The sequence below is a fragment of the Tepidiphilus olei genome, assembly GCF_006980705.1.
Classification (GTDB): Bacteria; Pseudomonadota; Gammaproteobacteria; order Burkholderiales; family Rhodocyclaceae; genus Tepidiphilus; species Tepidiphilus olei.
In genome coordinates this window covers 118468-142116 of sequence record NZ_SBHO01000003.1, presented here as the reverse complement: position 1 = coordinate 142116, position 23649 = coordinate 118468, and the positions used below count along the sequence as shown (strand labels likewise).

Here is a 23649-nt window from a genome sequence, read left to right as displayed (position 1 = left end):
TCAGGCGCGTTGCGCCAGAGCCACCCGTCGGGCACGCACCGCCTCACTGAGGCGATCGAGCGCCGCGACCGTGTCTTCCCACCCGATGCAAGCGTCGGTGATGCTCTTGCCGTATTCGAGCGGTTTGCCCGGCATCAGATCCTGGCGCCCTTCCTTGAGATGGGACTCGATCATCACGCCGATGATACGCTCCTCGCCACAGGCGAGCTGCTCGGCCACCGATTCGACCACTTCGAGCTGGCGCTGAAACTGCTTGCGGCTGTTGCCGTGCGAGCAGTCGATCATCACCTTGGCGGGAATTCCGGCCGCCGCCAGATCGCGGCAAGCCGCCTCGATGCTGTTGGCGTCGTAATTGGGCTCCTTGCCGCCGCGCAGGATGACGTGACAGTCTTCGTTACCGGTGGTGCTGACGATGGCCGAATGCCCGGCCTTGGTCACCGAGAGGAAATGGTGGGGCGCCTGGGCCGCCTTGATCGCGTCGATGGCGATACGCACGTTGCCGTCGGTGCCGTTCTTGAATCCCACCGGGCAGGAGAGGCCCGAGGCGAGCTCGCGGTGCACCTGGCTCTCGGTGGTACGCGCCCCGATCGCGCCCCAGGCGATGAGGTCAGCGATGTACTGCGGCGTGATCATGTCGAGGAACTCGGTACCGGCCGGCAGTCCCATCTCGGTGATCTCCCACAACAACCGACGAGCCAGGCGGATGCCGTCGTTGATGCGGAAAGAATCATCGAGGTAAGGATCGTTGATGAGCCCTTTCCAGCCGACCGTCGTGCGCGGCTTCTCGAAGTAGACGCGCATCACTACCAACAGATCGCCGCGCAAGCGGTCCGCCTGTTCCTTGAGTCGACGGGCGTATTCCAGCGCCGCCTCCGGATCGTGGATCGAACAGGGACCGACGACCACGAGCAAGCGATCGTCGGCGCCATAGAGGATGCGGTGGATCGCCTGGCGAGCCAAAAAAGTGGTCTCGGCCGAGGCCGGCGTAGCGGGAAACTCGCGCAGCACGTGCGCCGGCGGCACGAGCTCCTTGATCTCCTTGATTCTAACGTCATCGATGTGCAGACGGGTATGGGCTTTGACGGTATTCATACGCTTTCCTCGTTGGCTCATCCCTGGGTCGATTTGACGGCGCTCTTGGGGCGAAACGCCGCGACGACCGAGGGATCCGTTTCCAGATAGGGCCCACCGATGAGATCGATCGCATAGGGAATCGCTGCGAAGATGCCGGCATGGAGCACCTTACCCTCGGCGTCGCGCAACCCCTCCAGGGTTTCTTGGATGGACTTCGGCTGCCCCGGAAGGTTCACGATCAGGGTGCGTCCTCGGATCACCGCCACCTGGCGCGACAGGATGGCCGTGGGGACGAAGCGCAGGCCGATGCGTCGCATCTCTTCGCCGAAGCCGGGGAGTTCCTTCTCGGCAACGGCGAGCGTGGCTTCGGGTGTGACGTCGCGCGGGGCCGGCCCCGTCCCACCGGTGGTGAAGACGAGGCAGCAGCCGAGCTCGTCGGCGAGCTCGATCAAGGTGCGCTCGATCACGGGACGCTCATCGGGAATCAGGCGCCTCTCCGCCCGCCAGGGCGAAACGAGCGCCCGGGAAAGCCATGTCTCCAGCGCCGGCAGGCCACGATCCTCATAGACGCCCTGGCTCGCCCGATCGCTCACCGACACGAGCCCGATCACCGCCTCTGCCTTCATGCCTCTCTCTCCTCGCGTTCTCCCGCACCCCACGGCAGATCTGCCTCATGGGCCTCGACCAAGGACTTCAACTCACGATAGATCGCGCGATACGCCTCGCTGACGAACGTTTCCTTCTGCCGCTCTTCCAGTACCTTGCGCCGCAACACGCGCAGATGCTGCACGTCGGCTTCCGGCGCCCAGGAGAGGATCTCGCCCAATACCCGCTCATCTTCGAGGAAACGCTCACGCAAGCGTTCCAGCTGCGCCCGACGCGCCTTCGCCTGAGGCGAATCCCCCTCAAGGGATTCGAGGCGAGCGGCGATTGCTGCCGCATCGACCACACGCATGAGCCGCCCGACGTACTGCATCTGCCGCCTTCGCGCCTCGTGTTTGCCCTCCAGTCGCTTGGCTTCCAGAATGGCCGCGAGCAGAGATTCGGGGAGATCGAGTCGCGACAGCCGCTCACGCGACAGCGCCGTGAGCCGCTCACCCAGATCTTGCAGGGCGATCATCGCTTTCTTGCGCCGCGTCTTCGACGGTGGGATCTCGGGGCGATCTTTGGGCGGAGGAAGCGGCATTGGAAGCAAGCACTCTGGATCATGGTCGGGAAGGATAGAATTATAAGCCAGTCCCCTAGGAGAGTCCTGAATGCCAGCGGTAGAATTTACCCATAGTCGCGATGAATTGGCGCGCATCGCGGAGGCGACGCTCGAGCACGCACGTATGCTCGGGGCCGATGCAGCCGAAGTCAGCGTCTCCGAAGGTCGAGGTCTGTCGGTCACGGTACGCCGCGGCGCGCTCGAGACGCTCGAATACCATCGAGACAAAGGTTTGAGCGTCACGGTCTACGTCGGCCGACGCCGGGGGCACGCGAATTCCAGCGACATGAACCGGGAGGCGATCGATCGCACCGTCGCCGCCGCCGTGGCCATCGCCCGGCTCACCGCCGAGGACGAAGCGGCGGGCTTGCCCGACGAGAATCGCCTGGCCGACCCGCACACCCTTCCCGATCTATCGCTCTTCCATCCCTGGGCGCTGGAGGCCGAGTCGGCGATCGAGCTCGCCCGCGCCTGCGAGTCCTCCGCGCTTGCCGTGGACGAGCGCATCACCAATTCCGAAGGGGCGACGGTCTCGACCCAAGCCCACCAATTCGTACTCGCCAATTCCCTCGGTTTCCTCGCGGGTTACCCGACCACTGCCCATTCCCTCTCGTGCAGCGTCATCGCACAGGACGAAGCAGGAATGGAGCGCGACTACTGGTGGGACTGGCGGCGAGACCCGCTCGATCTGGAACCGGCCGAGCTGATCGGGCGCAGCGCCGGACGGCGCGCGATCGCTCGCCTCGGGGCGCGACGCATCCCCACCGGGACTTACCCCGTCGTATTGGACCACACCGTCTCGGGCAGCCTGCTGTCCCACTTCGTCCAGGCCGCGAGCGGCGGCGCCCTCTACCGCAAGGCCTCCTTTCTGCTCGACAAACTCGGTGAGCGGATTTTTTCGCCACTCGTCACCATCCTCGAAGACCCCTTCGTCCTGAAGGCTCCAGGCTCGGCCCCTTTCGACGACGAGGGCGTAGCCACGGCGCGGCGCACGGTGGTGGCCGAAGGCGTCCTGCAGGGGTGGTTCCTCTCCACCTACTCCGGACGCAAACTGGGACTGCCGAGCACCGGCAACGCCGGCGGTGCGCACAACCTGCTCGTGCCGCCCACGCACGACAGCCGCGAGGCGCTACTGCGCGAGATGGGCAGGGGTCTGCTCGTCACCGAACTCATGGGGCACGGCGTCAATCCCGTCACCGGCGATTATTCCCGCGGAGCGGCCGGTTTCTGGGTGGAAAACGGCGAGATCACCCACCCGGTGAGTGAAATCACGATCGCCGGCAACCTGCTCGAGATGTTTGGCGCCATCCGTGGCGTGGCCAACGACGCCCGCCCTTGCCACCGCTACCGGATCGGTTCCACCCTGGTCGAAGCGATGCAAGTGGCCGGGGAATGATGGAGTTCGGCGGCTTTGCGCTACTATAGAGTACCTTGATGAACCGACTGCACGGCTGTATGACGGCCTTCTCCTGTGCCCGGATGCTCACCTCCCCAGGTGATGAGTCTCAGTCTCGCATCCTGGGCTCTGGAGGCCTTGCCCTGCAACCGTTCGGGATGGTTGTTCGAGGTACCCATGAAACGCTGCGAAAACACGCGCACGGACGCTCGTCCCATTCGTCGTCTCGCGGGCTTGCCAGACTACACGGCAAATGATTCTTGCGCCCGCTCTCGAGCGTCCGTCACCGTCATTCCCCTCGACGGGTTTTCGAGGTGTTTCAATTGACCATGGAAGGCCGCCATCTCGGTGTGCCGCTTGTTCGACAGAAAGGGAGACCAACCATGCAACGACGCAAATTCCTCCAGGGCGCGGGAATCGCGGGTATCCTCGCCAGCGGCACCGCTCCGGCCATCGTGATGGCGCAACAGAACATCCGCTGGCGCCTGGCCTCGAGCTTTCCCAAGTCGCTCGATACCATTTTCGGTGCAGCCGAAGAGTTGAGCAAGTCCATCAACGAGCTTTCCGAAGGAAAATTTCAGATCGATGTCTTCGCCGGCGGTGAATTGGTGCCGCCTTTCGGCGTGTTCGACGCGGTCCAACAGGGCACGGTCGAGATGGCACACTCGGCCTCGTACTACTTCGTCGGCAAGAACGACGCGCTCGCCTTCGACTGCGCCATCCCCTTCGGCCTCAACGCCCGCATGATCAATGCCTGGATGTACGACGCCGGCGGCCTGCAGCTGATGCGCGAGCTCTTCGCACGCTACGACATCGTCAACTTCCCTCTGGGCAACACCGGCGCGCAGTGGGGTGGATGGTACCGTAAGGAGATCAAGTCGGTCGACGACCTGAAAGGGCTGAAGATTCGCATCAGCAACCTTGCCGGCCGAGTGCTCACCAAGCTCGGTGCCGTACCGCAGGCGATCCCCGGCGGCGAGCTCTACCAGGCGCTGGAAAAGGGCACGATCGACGCGGTGGAGTGGACCACCGTTTATGACGACTACAAACTTGGTTTCCACAAGGTGGCACCCTACGGGTATTACCCCGCCTGGTGGGAAGGCGGCGCCCAGCTGTCGCTCTACGTCAACAAGAAAGCCTACGACGGCCTGCCCAAACGCTATCAGGAACTGATCCGCATCGCCGCGAGCGATGCGCACACCCGCATGCTCGCCAAGTACGACGCGCGCAACCCGGACACGATCCGCAAGCTCGTGGCCGAAGGGGCGAAGATCAACCGCTTCCCCAAGGACATGATGGATGCCTCCTTCAAGGCTCGCAACGAACTCTTCGCCGAGCTCAACGACACCAACCCCGATTGGAAGAACATTTACGCGCACTATGAGAAATTCCTGCGCGACCAATATTCCTGGTTCCGTCTCTCGGAGATGAGCTACGACCAATACATGGCGAGCATCAAGCTTTGAGTCGAATCGGATTTGCGGTAGCACAGAACGGCCCCACGGGGCCGTTTTTCATTACGCCAGTGGTTCGTCGAGGCCGGCCTCGGCCATCTCGGCGGCCTTGAGCATCGCGCGCGCCTTGTTGCGCGTCTCCTGCCATTCGGCCTCGGGATTGGAATCGGCGACGATGCCCGCGCCCGCCTGCACGTGGATGGTCTCGTCCTTGATGACGGCGGTACGAATGGCGATCGCCAGATCCATCTCGCCGTGAAACCCGATGTAGCCCACCGCTCCGGCATAGATGCCGCGCTTCACCGGCTCGAGCTCGTCGATGATCTCCATGGCCCGCACCTTGGGTGCGCCGCTCACCGTCCCGGCGGGAAAGGTAGCGCGCAGCACCGACAAGGGCGTCTCCTGCTCTCCGAGTTCCCCCTCGACCTGCGAGACGATGTGCATCACGTGGGAATAGCGCTCGATGGCGAAGGATTCGGTCACTTTCACCGAACCGATTCTCGCCACGCGCCCCACGTCGTTGCGTCCCAGATCGAGCAATTGCACGTGTTCGGCGCGCTCTTTCTCATCGGCGAGGAGCTCGCGCTCGAGCGCCTGATCTTCGGCAGAAGTGGCGCCGCGCGGGCGCGTCCCGGCGATGGGTCGCACGATCACTTTGCGCGCCGTTCCCTCGTCTTCGAGCCGCACGAGGATCTCGGGCGAAGCCCCCACGACGTGGAACTCCTCGAAATCGAAATAGAAGAGATAGGGCGAAGGGTTGAGCGAGCGGATGGCGCGGTAGAGCGTGAGCGGATCGGCATGGAACGGCTTGCTCATGCGCTGCGACAACACCACCTGCATGACGTCGCCGTCGACGATGTAGCGCTTGACGCGCTCCACCGCGGCCTTGAAGGCTTCCTCGCCGAAGGCCGATACCGGCTCGCCGGGTGGGAACGGACGCGAAACGGGGATACGCACCGGCGTGCGCAGCCGCTCGAGCAGTTCCTGCAGGCGTTTCTTGGCGCGGCGATAGGCGCCCGGCACCTCGGGCTCGGCATAGACCACCAGCGTGAGCTTGCCGGTGAGGTTGTCGACGATGGCGAGCTCTTCGGAGACGAGCAGCAGGATGTCGGGCGTACCGATCGGGTCGGGCTTCTCGATGCCGGCGAGCCGCGGTTCGATGTAGCGCACCGTGTCGTAGCCGAAGTAACCCACGAGCCCGCCGAGGAAACGCGGCAGCCCGGCGCGCGGCGGCACCTTGATGCGGTCGAGATACTCACCGATGAAGGTGAGCGGATCGCCGTAATCGCGCCGCTCCACGAGCCGGTTGCCGTGCAGCAGCAAGGCGCTGCGGCCATAGACTTCGAGGCGCACGGGGCTGGAGAGCCCGATCATGGAGTAGCGCCCGAAACGCTCGCCGCCTTGCACCGATTCGAGCAGGTAGCTCCACGGCCCGTCGGCGAGCTTGAGATACAGGGAGAGCGGCGTGTCGAGGTCGCAAAAAGTGGTGAGCGTGACCGGGATGCGGTTGTAGCCCTGCGCCGCGAGGGCGTCGAATTCGGATTCCTGCATGGCTTCGCCCTGGAAGGACTCAAGCCAAGTAGTTTAGCAGCTCGGGGAAGCGATCGAGAAAGACTGAAGCCGGCAGACGGCGTAAAGATTCCGGGTCGCCGTAGCCATAGGTGACGAGCGCCACCGCCACCCCCGCCCCCTGCCCTGCCTGGGCGTCGATGGCCGAATCGCCGACGAGCAGGGCCCGCTCGCTCGGACGGTTGAGGTGTTCGCAAGCATGCAGCACCATGGCCGGGTCGGGCTTCTTCACCGGCAGGGTATCGCCGGCGACGACGACGTCGAAAAACGGCGCGAGGTCGAGCGCTTCGAGCAGCGGCAGGGTGAATTTCCAGTCCTTGTTGGTCACGCAGCCCATCACCAGGCCGCGGCAGGAGAGCTCGGCGAGCGTCTCCGGTACCCCCTCGTAGGGGCGGCTCGCCATCCCGTTGACCTCGGCATAGTGCGCCTTGAAACGTTCCAGGGCCGCGGCCACCTCTGCCGGGTCGGTGCGTCCGTTGGCCGCCATGAAACGGCGGACCAGCTCGGCGATGCCATCACCAACCCAACGGCGAATCTCCGGCAGCGAGGACATCGGCAGACCGAGGTCGCTCGAGGTGCGCGCCGCGGCCTCGGCGAGGTCGGGCAAGGTATCGACCAGGGTTCCATCCAGGTCGAACAGCAAGGCTTCCGCCGCGATCGGCTTGGCACTCATCCTTTTTTCCTTTCCACGGTTTGCAACCGACTCCTCATCCCGGCGATGATAGAATCGTAACGATGCGGGTCGTCGGCCCGAGCAGCACCGAACACCGCCGAACCGGCGACGAAGACATCTGCTCCCGCCGCTGCCACTTCGGCGATGTTGTCGAGGTTCACGCCGCCGTCGACTTCCAAGAGCAGACGACGACCGCTCTCCTCGGCATAACGATCTAGCATCTTACGCGCAGCGACGATTTTTTTCAAGGTATGCACAATGAAACGCTGCCCGCCGAAACCGGGGTTGACGCTCATGAGAAGGACGAAATCGAGCCGGTCGAGCACATGTTCGAGCCAGACGAGCGGGGTGGCCGGATTGAACACGAGCCCCGCGCGGCAGCCACAGGAGCGAATGAGCTCGAGCGTGCGATCGACGTGCTCGGATGCCTCGGGATGAAACGAGATGAAATCCGCCCCGGCTTCGGCGAACTGCGGCACGAGCGCGTCGACCGGTTTCACCATGAGGTGGACGTCGATCGGCACCGAGGCGTAGGGTTTGATCGCGCGGCACACCATCGGCCCCATCGTGAGATTGGGGACGTAATGATTGTCCATCACGTCGAAGTGGATCCAATCGGCCCCGGCGGCGATCACGTCGCGCACCTCTTCACCCAGGCGAGCGAAGTCCGCCGACAAGAGACTGGGGGCAATCAGGAAAGGGGAAGACGGCTTCATCGAGCAGGAGGAGGTCCGTAGAGAAAAACGAATTCGAGAGAATCGATGATGACCCGATCCCGATCGCGCAAAGGCACGAGGGAGGTCGTGGGAATGCTGCCGTTGACCCTGGGGGGCTGACCGCTCTCATGGCGTAGGAGTACCCGCCAGCCTTGATCGATGAGCGCGATCACGGTATGGCCGGGTTTCCCTAGACGAGTGATTTCCCGAACCAAGGGAAGCGTTCGGTTGTTCTGTCCTTCGCTCGACTCTAGGCGGAGCTGAGGAACGAGCCCCCGACGCAAGGGCGCACTCTGGGGCACGAACGGCCAAGGCAGGGTTCGTTCGAGCGGCGAAGCCCCGTAGAGGAAGCGGTAATGGGCGATACGGAAAACCTCTCCCGGTTTGAGGCGGTATTGCTGGATCCTTTGGCCGTCGACCCAGGTGCCATTGCGACTTCCGAGGTCTTCGACGAGAATCGCATCTCCCAGAGGTCGTATGCGAGCATGCCGTCCGCTCACCGCCAGGCTATCTATGCGGATATCGTTGTCGGCTTTACGGCCGATGAAGAACTCCCGGTTGGGAAGATCGACGCGCACGAGTTCGCTGCCGTGATGGATCACCCGTAGATGACCCGTACCGGAGAGCACGTCCCGGTTGGCAGCAAACCGATTCATGGTATGCCGCCTCAGTACGGAAGAGGGTGACCGAGCCCGCGCTCACGCGCACGCTCGAGCACGAGCGCGGCCACGGCCAGATCCTGTATCGCCATGCCCTGCGATTCGAAGAGCGTGATTTGACGCTCGTGCGCGCGCCCGGGGCGCATGCCGGCGATCACCTCACCCAGTTCCGCCCACAGGCCCGGGCGGGTGCGGCCTTTTTCCAGCGCCGGTAAGAGATCCCCCGCTTCGCGCAAGGCCACCTCGCGGCTATCGACGCAGATGAGGTCGGCGCGCAGCACGGCCTTCTCCGGCAGCTCCTGGCGCGCGAGGCTGTTCGAACCGGCTGCGTTGAGGTGAACGCCTTCGCTGAGCCAGTCTGCATCGAGCACCGGTTTCGGCGAGGTGGTGACGGTGACGACGACGTCGGCGCCCCGCACCGCTGCCTCGACCGACTCGGCCGGCACGAACTGCCGCCCCGTGCGTCGAGCCATGGTCTCGCAGAAGGCACGCACGTGCTCGGGGGTACGTGCAGCGACGCGAAAGGTTTCGATCGGCAGCGTTTCGGCGAGCGCCAGGGCCTGTCCCTGGGCCTGCCAGCCGGCGCCGACGATGGCGGCGATTTTTGCGTCGGGCCGGGCGAGGTACTTCGCCGCCACGCCGCCGGCGGCGCCGGTACGCATCATGCCCAGCGTATCGGCTTCCAGCACGGCGACGGGCTCGCCCGTATCGCTATCGAAGACGTGCACCCAGAAGCGCGCCCGTCCCCCCGAGGAGGTATAGACTTTGAATCCGGTGAGCCGCTTGTCGGGCACGGCGCCTTGCAGCATGTGCGTGATCGAGGTGGGAAGACGCACCCGCTGGCGCGGGTAATCCACCACCTCGCCACGGGCATGCGCCGCCATCACCGCCTCGACGGCGGCGAGCACCGAAGGCATGTCGAGCAGCCCGGCGACTTCTTCTTCCTTGAGATACAAGGCCACGATCGCCTCCTCGGCGTAAGGAATGGGATCAGAGCAGGCTCTTCAGTAACTTACCCATCTCGGACGGGTTGCGCGTGACTTTGAAGCCGCACGCTTCCATGATCTCGAGCTTGGCTTCGGCCGTCTCGGCACCGGTAGAGATGATGGCACCAGCGTGTCCCATGCGTTTGCCCGGAGGCGCCGTGACCCCGGCGATGAAGCCCACGACGGGCTTTTTGAAGTGCTCCTTGCACCACATGGCCGCGTCGACCTCGTCGGTACCGCCGATCTCGCCGATCATGATGACCGCATCGGTGTCGGGGTCGTCGTTGAACATCTTCATCACGTCGAGGTGCTTGAGCCCGTTGATCGGGTCGCCGCCGATGCCTACCGCACTCGACTGCCCCAGCCCCAACTCGGTGAGCTGCGCCACCGCTTCATAGGTGAGCGTACCGGAGCGCGACACCACACCGACGCGCCCTTTCTTGTGGATGTGACCGGGCATGATGCCGATCTTGAGTTCGTCCGGCGTGATGATGCCGGGACAGTTGGGCCCCAGCAGCAGGGTCTCCTTGCCACCGGCGGCGACCTTGTGCTTCATCTTGTTGCGCACGATGAGCATGTCGCGCACCGGGATGCCCTCGGTGATGCAGATGACGAGATCGAGGTCAGCCTCGACCGCTTCCCAGATGGCATCGGCCGCGCCGGCCGGCGGCACGTAGATGACCGACACGGTGGCGCCGGTGGCCTCTTTCGCCTCTTTCACCGAGGCGAAGATGGGAATGTCGAAAATCTTCTCGCCGGCCTTCTTGGGGTTGACGCCCGCCACGAAACAGTTGCGGCCATTGGCGTACTCGAGGCACTTCTCGGTATGGAACTGGGCGGTCTTGCCGGTGATACCCTGGGTGATAACTTTCGTATCTTTGTTGATCAGGATCGACATGGGTGGATTCCTTGACGGCGGGTTCGGTCAATGAGCGGCAGAGACGGCGGCGACGATCTTTTGCGCCGCGTCGGCCATCGTTTCGGCGGAGATGATGGGCAGGCCGGATTCGGCGAGGATCTTCTTGCCGATGTCCTCGTTCGTGCCCTTCATGCGCACCACGAGCGGCACGTTCAACTGCACTTCGCGCGCGGCGGCCACCACGCCGTTGGCGATGGTGTCGCAGCGCATGATGCCGCCGAAGATATTGACCAGAATCCCTTTCACCTTGGGATTGCGCAGCATGATCTTGAAGGCCGCGGTAACTTTTTCGGTCGTGGCGCCGCCGCCCACGTCGAGGAAGTTGGCCGGTTCGCCGCCGAAGAGCTTGATCGTGTCCATCGTGGCCATGGCCAGTCCCGCGCCATTGACCAGACAGCCGATGTTGCCATCGAGCGCGATGTAGGAGAGCCCATACTTGGAGGCTTCCACCTCGTCGGGGTCTTCTTCGTCGAGGTCGCGGTAGGCCACGATCTCGGGGTGACGGAAGAGCGCGTTGTCGTCGAAATTGAACTTCGCATCCAGCGCCTTAATGCCGCCGTCGCCCTCGAGGATGAGCGGATTGATCTCGGCAAGCGATGCATCCGTCTCCATGTAGCAGGTGTAGAGCTTCTTCAAGGTATCGACGGCCGCCGGCACGGACGCATCGGGGATGCCGATGCCGCGCGCGAGCCGCTCGGCCTCTTCATCGGGGAAACCGACGATGGGATCGATGAAGGCCTTGAGGATTTTTTCCGGGGTCTTCGCCGCGACTTCCTCGATTTCCATGCCGCCCTCGCTGGAGGCGAGCACGGCGACTTTCTGCGTGGCCCGGTCGGTGAGGACCGAGACGTAGTATTCGTGTTTGATGTCGGCGCCTTCTTCGATGAGCAGGCGCTTGACGATCTGGCCTTCGGGTCCGGTCTGGTGCGTGACCAACCGCATGCCGAGGATGGCCGAGGCGTGTTGACGCACTTCATCGAGCGAACGCGCGAGTTTGACGCCGCCGCCCTTGCCGCGCCCGCCGGCGTGGATCTGGGCTTTCACCACCCACACGGGGCCGCCGAGCGACTCGGCCACCTTCATTGCTTCTTCTACCGAAAACGCCGGCCCGCCCTTGGGCGTACGGATGCCGAATTTTCTCAGGACTTCCTTGGCTTGATATTCATGGATTTTCATGGTCACCCTTCGCTTGTTTATGCGACGCCCCAGGGGGCAATGCTTGGTCGTTCATGACGCAACGGTCGATGGTACGGCCGAAAGAAACCGCAGCCGTCCTACCGCCAGCGCCTTCTCAGCAAAAAACCATAGCCTGGTGGATGTAATTATAACGGCAATCCCCCGACCTCCTTTCACCCGTTTTCTTCGCAGCAAGGCTGCGCCTGCCTCCTCGGTCGATACCATCGAGGGTAGTAAGCGGCAACGGCAGGGGAAGAGGTCGTATCGAGGGCGTGGCACCCATCAAGTTGAAAGGGTTTTCTATCCCCTTCATCTTCGCGCTTCTTGAAAGTGGCCCAGGTCTGGATCGCCGCGGTGGGCAAGGCATAGAGGAGCTCCGTGAGGTGGGTGCAACCTTTGATACCGGCAAACAGCGCCCCGACGTCGCGGCGAAACCCTCGCAGCAGGTTGAGCCCGATCAAGCGACGATACGCAGGAGCGATGGCTTCGCAGGTGCCAGGATAAGGTACCCAAGGACTCTCGGCCTGGGCGTCGACGATCGTGAATTCGTCATCCACCGTGATGCGAACGTGCATCTGATGGATCGGTTCACCCGCCTTGCGCAGACCCGAGGCAAGGGGATAGTCGAGCGTTTTCACGTCCGTGAGCGTGGCTTCGAGTTCGAGCAGGCCATCGTCGCGCAGATAACCTTCGATGTCGATGGTTCTGCGGTGAATGCGCCGTCGTGAAGAGGCAGTGGAGGATGATTCCATGATCGTTCAAAGGATGGGACGGACGAAAAAGAACATATTAACGCATAACGTGCGCCAGTTCGACCTCACACCGGGCTGGGAACGTCGTGATAGTCGACCTCGAGCCCGTGCTCCTGCGCTAGCCAGCGCCCCAGCGCCTGCACGCCGAAACGCTCGGTGGCATGGTGCCCCGCGGCGATGAAGGCCACCCCCGCATCGCGCGCCAGATGCACGCAGGGCTCGGAGATCTCGCCAGTGACATAGACGTCCACCCCCTCGCCGATCGCCGCGGCGAATTCACCCTGCGCCGCGCCGCTACACCAGGCGAGCCGCTCGATGCGCCGTTGCGGCTCCCCCAGCACCAGCGGTGTGCGATCGAGCACGGCGTTCAGGCGCTCGGCGAGCGCGGCGAGCGTCGTCTCCCCCTCGGGCCGACCGAGCCAGACGAGATCTTCCCCGCCGCAGCGCCCCTCGGCCCGCCAGCCCATCGCCCGTGCCCAAACGGCATTATTGCCGACTTCGGGATGGGCATCGAGCGGCAAATGGTAGGCGATGAGGCTCACCTCATGCACGAGCAGCGGCCGCAGGCGCCGACGACGCCAGGCGGTAAGCGTAGGGTCCTCGCCACGCCAGAAGAAGCCATGATGCACCAGGATCGCGTCGTAGCCGCCCGCGATCGCGTATTCGATGAGTTCGAGGTTGGCCGTCACGCCGCAGAGCACGCGCCCCACTTCGGCCCGTCCTTCCACTTGCAGCCCGTTTGGGCAATAATCGCGAAACGATGCGGGTTGCAAGAGAGCGTCCAGGGCCTCTACCAAATCCGTCAATCGCATGCTCGCCGCTCCTCGAGGAACCGATGAAGAAACTATGGCAGATTTTCGCGCAAACCGTCACCGTCGTCGCACTGGCCGGCTTCGTCGTGGCGCACCTCAAGCCGCACTGGTGGTTCGACACCGGTGCCCCGCTCATCGTCGAGCGCGACGCCCCCTCCATCCCGGCGCCGGCGGCCAAAGATTACCGCTTCGCTGCCGCCCGGGGCGCCTCCGCCGTCGTTTCACTTCAGCCCATGGAGCCGAATCAGGCGGAAAACGGCGAAACACCGCGACCCTTGCAGCTGCCCGAAGGCCACCCCGAGGTTCCGCTACCCGACGAAGACTCGATGCGCTTGCCCGAAGCCATGGGCTCGGCAGTCATCGTCACCGACGACGGAGTGCTCGTAACCAACGCCCACGTCGTACAAGGACACGAGCGTTTCCTGGCGCGCTTCGGTGACGGGCGCAGTGTTCCGGCACGCGTCGCCGGACGCGACCAGGAGAGCGACCTCGCCATCCTGCGGCTCGAGGATTCCGGCCCCTTCCCTGCCCTTCCTTTCGCTCCGCCAGATAGTTTCGACGTGGGCGACGTGGTGCTCGCGGTAGGACACCCCTTTGGCGTGGGGCAAACGGTGACGATGGGCATCATTTCGGCACTGGGGCGCAACGACCTTGGCTTGTCCACGTTCGAGAATTTCATCCAAACCGATGCGGCGATCAATCCCGGCAACTCGGGGGGCGCGCTCGTGGACACGCAAGGGCGCCTACTGGGCATCAACACCGCCATTTTTTCGCGCACCGGCGGGTCATTGGGAATCGGGTTCGCCATTCCCGTGCAGATCGTTCAGCCAGTGGTCGCAGAACTGAGCACCCGCGGTTACGTGCGCCGCGGCTGGGTCGGGGTGCAGCTGCAACCGCTCGAGAACACCCTGGCCGACGCGATGGGGATCATCACCCGCGAAGGCGCGCTAGTGGCCGCGGTCTTGCCCGATTCCCCGGCCGCCGCGGCCAGCCTCAAACCCGGTGACGTCATCCTTGCCATCGATGGCAAACCGACTCGCACGGTACGCGAGGTGCTCGACATGGTCGCGGCGACCCCCCCTGGCAAGGAAATCACGCTGCGGATCGAACGCGAACGACGGACGATCGAAGTGCGCCTCGTCACGGGAGAACGGCCACGCCAGGGGTCGTGATCAGTCCTGCGTCCGTTGCGGCGAGGTCTCTTCACGGGGCAAGGGCAAGCTTTCTTCTGTCGCGCGCTTGCGCGGCTTGCCCCAGCGCACGAACAAGATACCGAGCTCATAGAGCAAGATCATCGGCACCGCCAGCATGAACTGGGAGATGACGTCGGGCGGAGTGACGATCGCCGCGATGACGAACGCGCCGACGATCACATAAGGACGTGCCTGCCGGAGCTTGGTGGCGTCGACCACGCCCGCCTTGGCGAGCAGGATCACCGCGACAGGAACTTCGAACGTCACGCCGAAAGCGACGAACATCGTCATCACGAAGCCGAGATACTGCTCGATGTCCGGCGCCACCTGGACGCTCGCCGGCGCGAACTCGGCGATGAAGCGAAACACGCCACGAAAGACGAAGAAGTAGCAGAACGCCACGCCGAGCAGAAAGAGCACGGTGGAAGCGATCACCAAGGGGGCTATGAGACGCTTCTCGTGCGCATACAGCCCTGGGGCGACGAAAGCCCATGCCTGGTAGAGCACATAAGGCAAGGCGACGAAAAAGGCGAGAAGAATGGTCACCTTGATCGGCACGAAAAACGGCGTGACGACGCCGGTGGCGATCATGGTCGAACCCGCCGGCAAAGCATCCAGCATGGGCTGGGCGAGAAGGTCATACCAGAAACTCGCCCAGGGCACGAGACAAAGAAAGACGAGCAACACCGCGAGGGCCGCGCGAATCAAACGGCTACGCAGCTCGATCAAATGCGACAGGAAGCTGTCTTCCGTGGGCGTCGATTCGCTCATGACGATGCCTTCCCGATGTCCTGTGGCGTAGATGCCGAAGGAACGGGCTCCGTGCTCGACGACACCGAGCCCGCCCCGGGGAAGGAAACCAGAGGCTCGCGCTTCTCCTCCTCGGGCAAAGCGCCCATGTCGGCCGTCGACACCGAAGAGGCAGACACCTCGGCGGACGAAGTGGTCGCATCCTGCCCCGCAACCGGCTCATTCGCTTCGGCAGACGGACGCTGCCCCGGTGCAGAACGGGAAAACGAGGCACCATCCTCGACGGCAAGCGCCTGACGCGCCTCCTCGAGACTCTGGCGCAGGGGCGCCTGGACGTCCTCGGCCTGCCGCCGCATCGTCTCTTGCAGCTCACGCGCCTGGGCTTCGATCTGAGACTGGAGTTTTTTCAGCTCCTCGAGCTGCAACTCGCGCTCGATGTCCGCCTTGACGCCGGAGACGTAACGTTGCAACCGTCCGATGAGTTCTCCCGCCGTGCGCGCAGCTTTGGGGAGACGCTCAGGGCCCAGGACGATGAGCGCCACCACGGCGAGCAGAATCATCTCGGAGAAACCGATGTCGAACACCCCTACCTCTCAGTCGGATGATGAATAACCGGCGCACACGCCTTCAGGGCAAGGCGCCCGGAGCGGGAGCCCTATCTCCTAGACCGGCGCGTCGCCGGGAACCGTGCAATGCAGCCATGCAGCGGCGCAGTGCTTGGGGATGCGCGACATCCAGGAGCATCTGCGCTCCAAAACACATCGGCATGCCAGCGCGAATCAGGTCGGTTCGAAGCGTCCGATGGTGGGCTCACGCCCGGGGCTGCGACGCGTCGCTCTTTTCCCGCACCGTGCCTTCGATCGTCGTCTGGTCGCTCACGGCCTTGGGTGAGGTAGCAGCGGCGTTCTCTTCTTCCTCCGCGCTCTTCATCCCTTCCTTGAATCCACGTACGGCGCCGCCGAGATCCTGCCCGATGTTGCGCAGCTTCTTCGTACCGAAGATGAGCACCACGACCAAGAGCACGATGAGCCAGTGCCAGATACTGAATGAACCCATGATCATTTTCCTCCTGAATGCGCTTCCCGGTTCAGCGCTTGAGCATGATGGGCAGAGGCTCGTTTCCCCCGCCGAGCAGATGCACGTGCAGGTGCATCACTTCCTGGCGGCCGATGCGCCCGGTGTTGATGATGGTGCGCCAACCGTCGGCACAACCGGCCGCGAGCGCCACCTTGGTGGCGGCCACCATCAGGCGCCCCATCCAGCCGGCGTCGTCGTCGGTGAGCTCTTTGGTCGAAGGAATGTGGTGCTTGGGGATCACCAGCAGATGGACCGGCGCTACCGGACGGATGTCGTGGAACGCCAGCACCTCGTCGTCTTCATAGACTTTCTTCGCCGGGATCTCGCCCGCGACGATCTTGCAGAACACGCAGTTCGGATCGGCTTGCGTCGTCATGCTTTCCCTCCTTTGGCAATCACCACCGATTCGGCCTCCGCCGCCGTGGCCAGGCGCGCGCGTTTCTCGTCGATACCCGAGACGCCCTCCCGACGGCGGAATTCGGCGGCTATGTCCTCGACCGACAGGCCGAAGTGCGCGAGCAGCACCATGGTATGGAACCACAGGTCGGTGACTTCCCACACCAGATGCAGCCGATCGCCGTCTTTGGCCGCCATGATCACTTCGGCGGACTCTTCGGCCACTTTCTTGAGGATGGCCTCCGTGCCCTTTTGGTACAGGCTGGAGACATAGGACTGGTCGGGATCGGCCGCCTTGCGTTCGGCGAGCGTCTGGCTGACGCGGCGTAGCACTTCCAAGTCGATCATGAGTATATCTCCTTCGGATCCTTCACCACCGCTTCGACGACTTTCCAAGCTCCGTCACGCCAGACGCGGTAAAAGCAACTCCGCCGTCCGGTGTGACAGGCAATGCCGCCCTTTTGTTCGACGCGCAGCAGCAGCGCGTCGCCATCGCAGTCGAGCCGCAGCTCGACCAATTTTTGCACGTGCCCGGAAGTCTCGCCTTTGGCCCATAGCCGGCCGCGCGAGCGCGACCAGTAGACGGCCTGACCGCGCGCGAGCGTCTCGGCCAGGGCTTCGCGGTTCATCCAGGCGAGCATGAGCACCTCGCCCGTGCTCGCGTCCTGCGCGATCGCCGGTACGAGGCCGGCTTCGTCCCAGCGCACGGCATCGAACAGGTCTTCGCTCACAGCCGCACCTCCACGCCGGCCGCCTGCATCGCCTCCTTGGCCTGGCGGATGCTGTATTCGCCGAAATGGAAGATGGAAGCGGCGAGCACGGCATCGGCGTGCCCCTGCGTGACGCCTTCGACCAGATGCTGCAGCGTGCCCACTCCGCCGCTCGCGATCACCGGCACCGGCACGGCGTCGGATACCGCGCGGGTGAGCTCGAGGTCGAACCCCTGCTTGGTGCCGTCGCGATCCATGCTGGTGAGCAGGATCTCACCCGCACCGAGCGCGCAGACCTTTTGCGCCCATTCGATGGCGTCGAGCCCCGTGTCGACGCGCCCCCCATGGGTGAAGACCGACCAGCGCTCGGGGGCGACGCGCTTGGCGTCGATGGCCACGACGATGGCCTGCGAGCCGACACGATCGGCCGCCTCGGCGATGAGCTCGGGTCGCTGCACAGCCGCCGTGTTGATGCTCACCTTGTCGGCCCCGGCGAGCAGCAGCGCGCGCACGTCCTCGAGGCGGCGCACCCCCCCGCCCACCGTCAAAGGAATGAATACGCACTCGGCCACCCGCGCGACGACGTCGAGCAAAATGGCCCGCTCTTCGCTGGAGGCCGTGATGTCGAGAAAAGTGAGCTCGTCGGCCCCCTCGGCATCGTAACGCCGGGCGATCTCCACCGGGTCGCCCGCATCGCGCAACGACACGAAATTGACCCCCTTGACCACGCGACCGGCATGGACGTCCAGACAAGGGATGACGCGCTTGGCAAGCATCAGGCCGTCCTCTGCGCGCTGCGCCGCGCCGCGAGTTCGTCGGCGAGCGCCTGCGCCGCTTTGAAGTCCAGCGTGCCTTCGTAGATGGCGCGCCCGGTGATCGCTCCGATCACGCCGTCTTCCTCGATGGCGCACAGCGCCTCGATGTCGGTGAGCGAGGCGATGCCGCCGCTGGCGATCACCGGCGTGGCACGCAGCGCGCGCGCGAGCCGCGCCGTCGCCTCGACGTTCACCCCGGAGAGCATCCCGTCGCGGCCGATGTCGGTATAGACGATAGCCTCCACGCCGTAGTCCTCGAACTTGCGCGCGAGCTCGACGACGTCGTGGCCGCTCGAACGCGACCAACCGTCGATCGCCACCTTGCCGTCCTTGGCGTCCAGCCCCACCATGACGTGGCCGGGGAAGGCGACGCAGGCGTCCTGCAGGAACCCGGGGTGTTTGACCGCCGCCGTGCCGATGATGACGTATTCGATGCCCAGTTCCACGTAACGATCGATCGTATCGAGATCGCGGATGCCGCCGCCGAGCTGCACCGGCACCTCGCCGTCGATTTCTTCCAGGATGGCCTCGATCGCCGCGAGGTTCTTCGGCTTGCCGGCGAAGGCCCCGTCGAGGTCGACGAGGTGCAGCCGCCGCGCCCCCTGGTCGAGCCAATGGCGCGCCATGGCGGCCGGATCTTCGGAGAATACCGTGGCCTCTTCCATGCGCCCCTGGCGCAAGCGGACGCATTGGCCGTTTTTCAGATCGATGGCGGGAATCAACAGCATGATGTCACAGGTCCCGTTGGGCGGTCTCGGCCGCCGTCGTTGTCACCCGGTGCGGCGAACCGCACCCCCTCCTCTGCGCCGCGCTCATGGAGCCCAGCGCACGAAGCGCTCGAGTAGCGCCAGCCCTGCCCGCCCGCTCTTCTCGGGGTGGAATTGCACGGCTACGAGGTTGTCGCGCGCCACCGCCGAAGTGAAGGCGATGCCATAGTCTGTGCGGGCGAGCACGAGCGACTCGTCACGCGGTGCGACATAGTAACTGTGCACGAAATAATAGCGCTCGCCGCTTCCCTGGATCGGCAAGACGGGGTGTTCGCGCACGTTCTCGACCCGGTTCCAGCCCATGTGGGGCACTTTGAGATGCGCTTGCCCGGGAGCGAACGCGCCGTCGCGCGGGAAACGCACCACCTCGCCGGCAAAAAGGCCGAGCCCGGCGGCACCCCCTTCTTCGGATCGCTCGAAGAGCATCTGCAATCCCACGCAAATGCCGAGAAACGGCCGCTCGCGCGCCGCCAGCCGCACCGCTTCGTGCATCTCCTGGCGCTGCAGCGCCCCCATGCAATCGGGCATCGCCCCCTGGCCGGGGAAGACGACGCGATCGGCCTCGCGCACCTCGCGCGGTGTGCGCGCCAAGTACACGTCGACGTCGGGCGCGACGGTCTGCAACGCCTTCTGCACCGAGCGCAGATTTCCCATGCCGTAATCGATCACCGCGATGTTCATGGCCGGCTCACAGCACCCCTTTGGTCGAGGGCATCCGCCCCTCCAGGCGCGGATCGCGCGCGCAGGCCATGCGCAGCGCCCGACCGAAGGCCTTGAAGAGCGTCTCGCACTGGTGGTGGGCATTGACGCCGCGCAGACCGTCGAGATGCAGCGTCACCGCCGCGTGATTGACGAACCCCTGGAAGAATTCGCGCACGAGATCGACGTCGAAGGCGCCGATGCGCGCACGGGTGAATTCGCAGCAAAAGACGAGCCCGGGGCGGCCGGAGAGGTCGACCACCGCGCGCGACAGCGCCTCGTCGAGCGGCACGTAGGCGTGACCGTAGCGGGAAAGGCCGCGCTTGTCGCCCAGCGCTTTGGCAAACGCCTGACCAAACGTGATGCCGACGTCCTCGACCGTGTGGTGGTCGTCGATGTGCGTGTCGCCCTCGGCGCGGATCTCGAGGTCGATGAGGCCATGGCGGGCCACTTGCTCCAGCATGTGGTCAAGAAAAGGCACGCCGCTGGAGAGTTCGGCGCGGCCGTTGCCGTCGAGATCGAGCGCCACACGCACGCGGGTCTCGAGGGTGTTGCGTTCGACGACGGCGGTGCGGCCCACTGAGGATTCGGTCATGGAAAAGCCGGAGAAACGGAACGTGGCGACCCGCGCATGATACCATTGGCCGTGTCAAGCGTAGCAACCCCGATTCCGAGAAAACGGCGCATGGACGATCGTTACTGGAGCCCTACCGTCAAGCGGCTCACCCCCTACGTTCCGGGCGAACAGCCCCGAATCCCCGATCTCATCAAGCTGAACACCAACGAGCATCCGCACGGCCCCTCGCCACGGGTGCTCGCCGCCATCCAGGCCGAACTCGACGAGCGGCTGCGCCTCTATCCCGACCCCGAAGCGACGGCGCTACGCCACGAACTCGCGCAACGCCACGGCGTGGAGATCGACCAGGTCTTCGTCGGCAACGGCTCCGACGAAGTGCTCGCCTTCGCCTTCCAGGCGCTCCTGGGCCATGCCGGTCCGATCTGGTTCCCCGACGTCACCTACAGTTTCTATCCCGTCTATTGCACGCTCTACGGTCTGCCCCACGAAACGGTGCCCCTGACCGACGACTTCCGCCTGTCGGTCCCTGCCTTCCTGCCGCAGGAGGATCGCGCCGCCGGCGGCATCGTCTTCGCCAACCCGAACGCCCCCACCGGCATCGCGCTGGAGCTCGACGAAGTCGAACGCATTGTGGCCGGGAACCCCCAATGCGTGGTCCTGGTCGACGAAGCCTACGTCGATTTCGGGGCGCAGAGCGCCATCCCGCTCGTCAAGCGCTACTCCAACCTCCTGGTGGTGCAGACCTTCTCCAAGAGCCGGGCGCTCGCCGGGCTGAGGGTGGGCTATGCCATCGGCCAAGTGCCACTCATCGAGGCATTGCGCCGCGTCAAGGATAGTTTCAATTCCTATCCTCTCGATCGGCTCGCGCAGGTCGGAGCGCTCGCGTCGCTGCAGGACGAAGCGCACTTCGAGGCCATGCGACTGGACGTGATCGCCACACGCGCCTCGCTCGCGCGCGGGCTCGAAGCGCTGGGCTTCGAAGTGCTCCCCTCGCAGGCGAACTTCGTCTTCGCCCGCCACCGGGAACGGAGCGGCGCGGAGCTCGCGCAGTCCTTGCGCGAACGCAAGGTGCTGGTGCGCCGCTTCGATCAACCGCGCATCGCCGATTTCCTGCGCATCACCGTGGGCACCCGCGAGCAGTGCGCCCGGCTACTGGAGGCGCTCGCCGAGATCCTGGGGGGTTAGGAGTAAAGACCATATCTACATGTCAAGCATCAGGCATGAAGCGCCTCGAGAAACGCCTCGATGGAAACGCCAGCCTGCTTGAGCACGCCGACCAAAGTGCCAACTTTCAGCTCACGGTGATTCGGCACGACGCATCCTGCCGAGCCGCGACGCATCACGAGATGACTGCCTCGCTGACGCACGATCACGAACCCGAGCCGCTCCAAAGCGCGCACGACTTCGGCCCCGGATACGACCGGCAATTTAGGCATGTTCGGGCACGTTGTCGTTTTCAGAAGACGACCGCACCATCTGACTGGATGTAACGCCTGGTGTGCATACGGCTCCTGACAGCCCAATATCAGGAGTCGTCTGCACCAATCTCGACTATGCTCAATACTCGTGTGCACCAAAGCGAGGTTTGGGCATGACATCAGACACTCCACCGATTGCCGCGCAAGGCGTGGCCACCCTGCCCGACGAGGCATGGGCGCAAGCCCGGCACCGGACGGAAATCATCGGGCCACTGGCAGCGCTTGAGGTGGTCGGGCATGAAGCCGCCGATGAGGCAGCCCAAGCGCTGGGCCTGTCCCGGCGACAGGTATATGTCCTGATCCGTCGCGCCCGGCAGGGTACTGGCCTGGTAACAGACCTGACGCCCGGCCGATCCGGCGGCGGCAAAGGCAAGGGGCGCTTGCCGGAACCGGTCGAGCGCATCATCCGCGAGCTGCTGCAAAAGCGCTTCCTGACCAAGCAGAAACGCAGCCTGGCGGCGTTCCACCGCGAAGTCGCGCAGGCGTGCAAAACCCAGAAGCTGCCGGTGCCGGCGCGCAACACCGTGGCCCAGCGGATTGCCGGACTACACCCGGCGAAAATAGCCCGCAGCCGGGGCGGGCAGGACGCTGCCCGTCCCTTGCAAGGCGCGGGTGGCATTCCGCCCGAAGTCACCATGCCGCTGGAACAGGTGCAGATCGACCACACCGTCATCGACCTGATCGTGGTCGACGAGCGCGACCGGCAACCGATTGGCCGCCCATATTTGACCCTCGCCATCGACGTGTTCACGCGCTGCGTACTCGGCATGGTGGTCACGCTGGAAGCGCCGTCCGCCGTCTCGGTCGGCCTATGCCTCGCGCATGCCGCCTGCGACAAGCGGCCCTGGCTGGAAGGGCTGAATGTGGAAATGGACTGGCCGATGAGCGGCAAGCCCAGGCTGCTCTATCTGGACAACGCGGCCGAGTTCAAAAGCGAAGCGCTGCGCCGTGGCTGCGAACAGCATGGCATCCGGCTGGACTATCGCCCACCAGGCCAGCCGCACTACGGCGGCATCGTGGAACGGATCATCGGCACGGCGATGCAGATGATCCACGACGAATTACCGGGGACGACCTTCTCCAATCCCGGCCAGCGCGGCGAGTACGATTCCGAGAAGATGGCCACCCTGACGCTGCGCGAGCTGGAGCGCTGGCTCGCGTTGGCGGTAGGCACCTATCACGGCTCCGTGCACAACGGCCTGCTCCAGCCGCCGGCCGCGCGCTGGGCCGAGGCCGTGGAGCGCGTTGGCGTCCCGGCCGTCGTTACCCGCCCCACCGCGTTTTTGGTCGATTTCCTGCCGGTGATCCGCCGCACCCTGACCCGCACCGGCTTTGTCATCGACCACATCCACTACTACGCCGACGCCCTCAAGCCGTGGATTGCCCGGCGCGAGCGCTTGCCCGCCTTCCTGATCCGGCGCGATCCGCGCGACATCAGCCGCATCTGGGTACTGGAACCGGAAGGTCAGCACTATCTGGAGATCCACTACCGCACCTTGTCCCATCCGGCCGTCACCCTCTGGGAACAACGCCAGGCGCTGGCCAAATTGCGTCAGCTCGGGCGCGAGCAGGTGGACGAGTCGGCGCTGTTCCGCATGATCGGGCAGATGCGCGAGATCGTGACCACCGCCCAGAAGGCCACGCGCAAGGCGCGGCGCGACGCTGATCGCCGCCAGCACCTCAAGACGTCGGAGCCACCGGCCAAGCCCATACCGCCGGATGTGGACATGGCTGACCCGCAGGCAGACAACCTGCCGCCGGCCAAACCGTTCGATCAGATCGAGGAGTGGTAGC

The 23649-nt window shown here is 64.6% G+C and carries 28 protein-coding genes; 5 read left to right on the top strand and 23 right to left on the bottom strand.

Annotation, left to right across the window (positions count from 1 at the left end; translation table 11 throughout):
• Genes aroG through yjgA form a run of 3 tightly spaced genes read right to left on the bottom strand, consistent with a single transcriptional unit; the run spans window position 1 to window position 2260 of the window.
• Window positions 1-1092 (bottom strand): 3-deoxy-7-phosphoheptulonate synthase AroG, encoded by a 1092-nt coding sequence (aroG, locus tag EPD80_RS05515; RefSeq protein ID WP_142810074.1) that lies wholly within the window; start codon window positions 1090-1092, stop codon window positions 1-3.
• 17 nt (window positions 1093-1109) lie between these two features.
• Entirely contained in the window at window positions 1110-1700 is a 591-nt protein-coding gene (mog, locus tag EPD80_RS05510) for a molybdopterin adenylyltransferase (RefSeq protein WP_142810071.1), read from the bottom strand.
• A complete protein-coding gene (yjgA, locus tag EPD80_RS05505; protein WP_142810185.1) occupies window positions 1697-2260 on the bottom strand; it encodes a ribosome biogenesis factor YjgA in 564 nt (187 codons plus the stop codon). The genes mog and yjgA overlap by 4 nt, the downstream gene beginning before the upstream one ends.
• A gap of 70 nt (window positions 2261-2330) precedes the next feature.
• Between yjgA and pmbA the strand changes: the two genes are divergently transcribed.
• A complete protein-coding gene (pmbA, locus tag EPD80_RS05500) occupies window positions 2331-3677 on the top strand; it encodes a metalloprotease PmbA (protein ID WP_142810068.1) in 1347 nt (448 codons plus the stop codon).
• 383 nt (window positions 3678-4060) lie between these two features.
• Window positions 4061-5143, top strand: coding sequence for a TRAP transporter substrate-binding protein (locus tag EPD80_RS05495; RefSeq protein WP_142804925.1), 1083 nt, complete (start codon window positions 4061-4063; stop codon window positions 5141-5143).
• Between the two features lie 51 nt (window positions 5144-5194).
• On the opposite strand, the gene trpE is transcribed toward EPD80_RS05495, so the two are convergent.
• The 9 genes from trpE to EPD80_RS05450 all read right to left on the bottom strand — a co-directional run bounded on the left by trpE (window position 5195) and on the right by EPD80_RS05450 (window position 13393).
• Window positions 5195-6682: an anthranilate synthase component I gene (trpE, locus tag EPD80_RS05490; RefSeq protein ID WP_142804924.1), complete on the bottom strand. Its 1488-nt coding sequence runs from the start codon at window positions 6680-6682 to the stop codon at window positions 5195-5197.
• Between the two features lie 19 nt (window positions 6683-6701).
• Window positions 6702-7373 (bottom strand): phosphoglycolate phosphatase, encoded by a 672-nt coding sequence (gene gph / locus EPD80_RS05485; protein WP_142804923.1) that lies wholly within the window; start codon window positions 7371-7373, stop codon window positions 6702-6704.
• The gene (rpe, locus tag EPD80_RS05480; RefSeq protein WP_142810065.1) at window positions 7370-8089 is read right to left on the bottom strand and encodes a ribulose-phosphate 3-epimerase; all 720 of its coding nucleotides are present in this window, start codon (window positions 8087-8089) and stop codon (window positions 7370-7372) included. The genes gph and rpe overlap by 4 nt, the downstream gene beginning before the upstream one ends.
• Window positions 8086-8745 carry an FHA domain-containing protein gene (locus tag EPD80_RS05475; protein ID WP_142804921.1) on the bottom strand — a complete coding sequence of 220 codons (660 nt, stop codon included), beginning with the start codon at window positions 8743-8745 and terminating at the stop codon, window positions 8086-8088. The genes rpe and EPD80_RS05475 overlap by 4 nt, the downstream gene beginning before the upstream one ends.
• An 11-nt stretch (window positions 8746-8756) precedes the next feature.
• Window positions 8757-9710 (bottom strand): ornithine cyclodeaminase family protein, encoded by a 954-nt coding sequence (locus tag EPD80_RS05470; protein WP_142804920.1) that lies wholly within the window; start codon window positions 9708-9710, stop codon window positions 8757-8759.
• A gap of 28 nt (window positions 9711-9738) precedes the next feature.
• Complete coding sequence (sucD, locus tag EPD80_RS05465; RefSeq protein ID WP_142804919.1) at window positions 9739-10632, bottom strand: succinate--CoA ligase subunit alpha; 894 nt, start codon at window positions 10630-10632, stop codon at window positions 9739-9741.
• 27 nt (window positions 10633-10659) lie between these two features.
• Window positions 10660-11829, bottom strand: a complete 1170-nt coding sequence (sucC, locus tag EPD80_RS05460; RefSeq protein ID WP_142804918.1) for an ADP-forming succinate--CoA ligase subunit beta — start codon at window positions 11827-11829, stop codon at window positions 10660-10662.
• A gap of 173 nt (window positions 11830-12002) precedes the next feature.
• Window positions 12003-12581: a DUF2889 domain-containing protein gene (locus EPD80_RS05455; RefSeq protein WP_142804917.1), complete on the bottom strand. Its 579-nt coding sequence runs from the start codon at window positions 12579-12581 to the stop codon at window positions 12003-12005.
• A gap of 65 nt (window positions 12582-12646) precedes the next feature.
• Entirely contained in the window at window positions 12647-13393 is a 747-nt protein-coding gene (locus EPD80_RS05450) for a Nif3-like dinuclear metal center hexameric protein (protein ID WP_142804916.1), read from the bottom strand.
• Window positions 13394-13416: 23 nt separating this feature from the next.
• Between EPD80_RS05450 and EPD80_RS05445 the strand changes: the two genes are divergently transcribed.
• A complete protein-coding gene (locus EPD80_RS05445) occupies window positions 13417-14565 on the top strand; it encodes a S1C family serine protease (RefSeq protein ID WP_142804915.1) in 1149 nt (382 codons plus the stop codon).
• On the opposite strand, the gene tatC is transcribed toward EPD80_RS05445, so the two are convergent.
• From tatC to hisB, 10 genes are all read right to left on the bottom strand, one after another.
• Window positions 14566-15357, bottom strand: a complete 792-nt coding sequence (tatC, locus tag EPD80_RS05440) for a twin-arginine translocase subunit TatC (RefSeq protein ID WP_142804914.1) — start codon at window positions 15355-15357, stop codon at window positions 14566-14568. It abuts the gene before it with no gap.
• Window positions 15354-15920: a Sec-independent protein translocase protein TatB gene (gene tatB / locus EPD80_RS05435; protein ID WP_142804913.1), complete on the bottom strand. Its 567-nt coding sequence runs from the start codon at window positions 15918-15920 to the stop codon at window positions 15354-15356. The genes tatC and tatB overlap by 4 nt, the downstream gene beginning before the upstream one ends.
• Before the next feature lie 226 nt (window positions 15921-16146).
• Window positions 16147-16392 (bottom strand): Sec-independent protein translocase subunit TatA, encoded by a 246-nt coding sequence (tatA, locus tag EPD80_RS05430; RefSeq protein ID WP_142804912.1) that lies wholly within the window; start codon window positions 16390-16392, stop codon window positions 16147-16149.
• Between the two features lie 31 nt (window positions 16393-16423).
• Window positions 16424-16789, bottom strand: a complete 366-nt coding sequence (locus EPD80_RS05425) for a histidine triad nucleotide-binding protein (protein ID WP_142804911.1) — start codon at window positions 16787-16789, stop codon at window positions 16424-16426.
• Entirely contained in the window at window positions 16786-17157 is a 372-nt protein-coding gene (locus EPD80_RS05420; RefSeq protein ID WP_142804910.1) for a phosphoribosyl-ATP diphosphatase, read from the bottom strand. Before EPD80_RS05420 ends, EPD80_RS05425 begins: the two co-directional genes overlap by 4 nt.
• Window positions 17154-17528, bottom strand: a complete 375-nt coding sequence (gene hisI, locus EPD80_RS05415; RefSeq protein ID WP_370456501.1) for a phosphoribosyl-AMP cyclohydrolase — start codon at window positions 17526-17528, stop codon at window positions 17154-17156. The genes EPD80_RS05420 and hisI overlap by 4 nt, the downstream gene beginning before the upstream one ends.
• An 8-nt stretch (window positions 17529-17536) precedes the next feature.
• Window positions 17537-18295 (bottom strand): imidazole glycerol phosphate synthase subunit HisF, encoded by a 759-nt coding sequence (hisF, locus tag EPD80_RS05410; RefSeq protein WP_142804908.1) that lies wholly within the window; start codon window positions 18293-18295, stop codon window positions 17537-17539.
• Window positions 18295-19062 carry a 1-(5-phosphoribosyl)-5-[(5-phosphoribosylamino)methylideneamino]imidazole-4-carboxamide isomerase gene (hisA, locus tag EPD80_RS05405; protein WP_142804907.1) on the bottom strand — a complete coding sequence of 256 codons (768 nt, stop codon included), beginning with the start codon at window positions 19060-19062 and terminating at the stop codon, window positions 18295-18297. Before hisA ends, hisF begins: the two co-directional genes overlap by 1 nt.
• An 84-nt stretch (window positions 19063-19146) precedes the next feature.
• Window positions 19147-19782 (bottom strand): imidazole glycerol phosphate synthase subunit HisH, encoded by a 636-nt coding sequence (gene hisH, locus EPD80_RS05400; protein ID WP_221928864.1) that lies wholly within the window; start codon window positions 19780-19782, stop codon window positions 19147-19149.
• 7 nt (window positions 19783-19789) lie between these two features.
• Complete coding sequence (hisB, locus tag EPD80_RS05395) at window positions 19790-20395, bottom strand: imidazoleglycerol-phosphate dehydratase HisB (protein ID WP_142810059.1); 606 nt, start codon at window positions 20393-20395, stop codon at window positions 19790-19792.
• Between the two features lie 90 nt (window positions 20396-20485).
• On the opposite strand from hisB, the gene hisC reads away from it, so the two are divergent.
• Entirely contained in the window at window positions 20486-21562 is a 1077-nt protein-coding gene (gene hisC / locus EPD80_RS05390) for a histidinol-phosphate transaminase (protein WP_142810057.1), read from the top strand.
• A gap of 29 nt (window positions 21563-21591) precedes the next feature.
• Here the strand turns inward: hisC and EPD80_RS05385 are convergent, their stop codons facing one another.
• The gene (locus tag EPD80_RS05385) at window positions 21592-21813 is read right to left on the bottom strand and encodes a type II toxin-antitoxin system HicA family toxin (protein WP_055422556.1); all 222 of its coding nucleotides are present in this window, start codon (window positions 21811-21813) and stop codon (window positions 21592-21594) included.
• Window positions 21814-21968: 155 nt separating this feature from the next.
• Between EPD80_RS05385 and EPD80_RS05375 the strand changes: the two genes are divergently transcribed.
• Window positions 21969-23648 (top strand): Mu transposase C-terminal domain-containing protein, encoded by a 1680-nt coding sequence (locus tag EPD80_RS05375; protein ID WP_003465068.1) that lies wholly within the window; start codon window positions 21969-21971, stop codon window positions 23646-23648.
• The last annotated feature ends 1 nt before the right edge of the window (window position 23649 follow it).

Excerpts from the sequence above, each read along its gene's own strand:
- aroG (WP_142810074.1), bottom strand. The coding sequence starts at position 1,092 with ATGAATACCGTCAAAGCCCATACCCGTCTGCACATCGATGACGTTAGA.
- mog (WP_142810071.1), bottom strand. The coding sequence starts at position 1,700 with ATGAAGGCAGAGGCGGTGATCGGGCTCGTGTCGGTGAGCGATCGGGCG.
- yjgA (WP_142810185.1), bottom strand. The coding sequence starts at position 2,260 with ATGCCGCTTCCTCCGCCCAAAGATCGCCCCGAGATCCCACCGTCGAAG.
- pmbA (WP_142810068.1), top strand. The coding sequence starts at position 2,331 with ATGCCAGCGGTAGAATTTACCCATAGTCGCGATGAATTGGCGCGCATC.
- EPD80_RS05495 (WP_142804925.1), top strand. The coding sequence starts at position 4,061 with ATGCAACGACGCAAATTCCTCCAGGGCGCGGGAATCGCGGGTATCCTC.
- trpE (WP_142804924.1), bottom strand. The coding sequence starts at position 6,682 with ATGCAGGAATCCGAATTCGACGCCCTCGCGGCGCAGGGCTACAACCGC.
- gph (WP_142804923.1), bottom strand. The coding sequence starts at position 7,373 with ATGAGTGCCAAGCCGATCGCGGCGGAAGCCTTGCTGTTCGACCTGGAT.
- rpe (WP_142810065.1), bottom strand. The coding sequence starts at position 8,089 with ATGAAGCCGTCTTCCCCTTTCCTGATTGCCCCCAGTCTCTTGTCGGCG.
- EPD80_RS05475 (WP_142804921.1), bottom strand. The coding sequence starts at position 8,745 with ATGAATCGGTTTGCTGCCAACCGGGACGTGCTCTCCGGTACGGGTCAT.
- sucD (WP_142804919.1), bottom strand. The coding sequence starts at position 10,632 with ATGTCGATCCTGATCAACAAAGATACGAAAGTTATCACCCAGGGTATC.
- sucC (WP_142804918.1), bottom strand. The coding sequence starts at position 11,829 with ATGAAAATCCATGAATATCAAGCCAAGGAAGTCCTGAGAAAATTCGGC.
- EPD80_RS05455 (WP_142804917.1), bottom strand. The coding sequence starts at position 12,581 with ATGGAATCATCCTCCACTGCCTCTTCACGACGGCGCATTCACCGCAGA.
- EPD80_RS05450 (WP_142804916.1), bottom strand. The coding sequence starts at position 13,393 with ATGCGATTGACGGATTTGGTAGAGGCCCTGGACGCTCTCTTGCAACCC.
- EPD80_RS05445 (WP_142804915.1), top strand. The coding sequence starts at position 13,417 with ATGAAGAAACTATGGCAGATTTTCGCGCAAACCGTCACCGTCGTCGCA.
- tatC (WP_142804914.1), bottom strand. The coding sequence starts at position 15,357 with ATGAGCGAATCGACGCCCACGGAAGACAGCTTCCTGTCGCATTTGATC.
- tatA (WP_142804912.1), bottom strand. The coding sequence starts at position 16,392 with ATGGGTTCATTCAGTATCTGGCACTGGCTCATCGTGCTCTTGGTCGTG.
- EPD80_RS05425 (WP_142804911.1), bottom strand. The coding sequence starts at position 16,789 with ATGACGACGCAAGCCGATCCGAACTGCGTGTTCTGCAAGATCGTCGCG.
- EPD80_RS05420 (WP_142804910.1), bottom strand. The coding sequence starts at position 17,157 with ATGATCGACTTGGAAGTGCTACGCCGCGTCAGCCAGACGCTCGCCGAA.
- hisF (WP_142804908.1), bottom strand. The coding sequence starts at position 18,295 with ATGCTTGCCAAGCGCGTCATCCCTTGTCTGGACGTCCATGCCGGTCGC.
- hisA (WP_142804907.1), bottom strand. The coding sequence starts at position 19,062 with ATGCTGTTGATTCCCGCCATCGATCTGAAAAACGGCCAATGCGTCCGC.
- hisH (WP_221928864.1), bottom strand. The coding sequence starts at position 19,782 with ATGAACATCGCGGTGATCGATTACGGCATGGGAAATCTGCGCTCGGTG.
- hisB (WP_142810059.1), bottom strand. The coding sequence starts at position 20,395 with ATGACCGAATCCTCAGTGGGCCGCACCGCCGTCGTCGAACGCAACACC.
- hisC (WP_142810057.1), top strand. The coding sequence starts at position 20,486 with ATGGACGATCGTTACTGGAGCCCTACCGTCAAGCGGCTCACCCCCTAC.
- EPD80_RS05385 (WP_055422556.1), bottom strand. The coding sequence starts at position 21,813 with ATGCCTAAATTGCCGGTCGTATCCGGGGCCGAAGTCGTGCGCGCTTTG.
- EPD80_RS05375 (WP_003465068.1), top strand. The coding sequence starts at position 21,969 with ATGACATCAGACACTCCACCGATTGCCGCGCAAGGCGTGGCCACCCTG.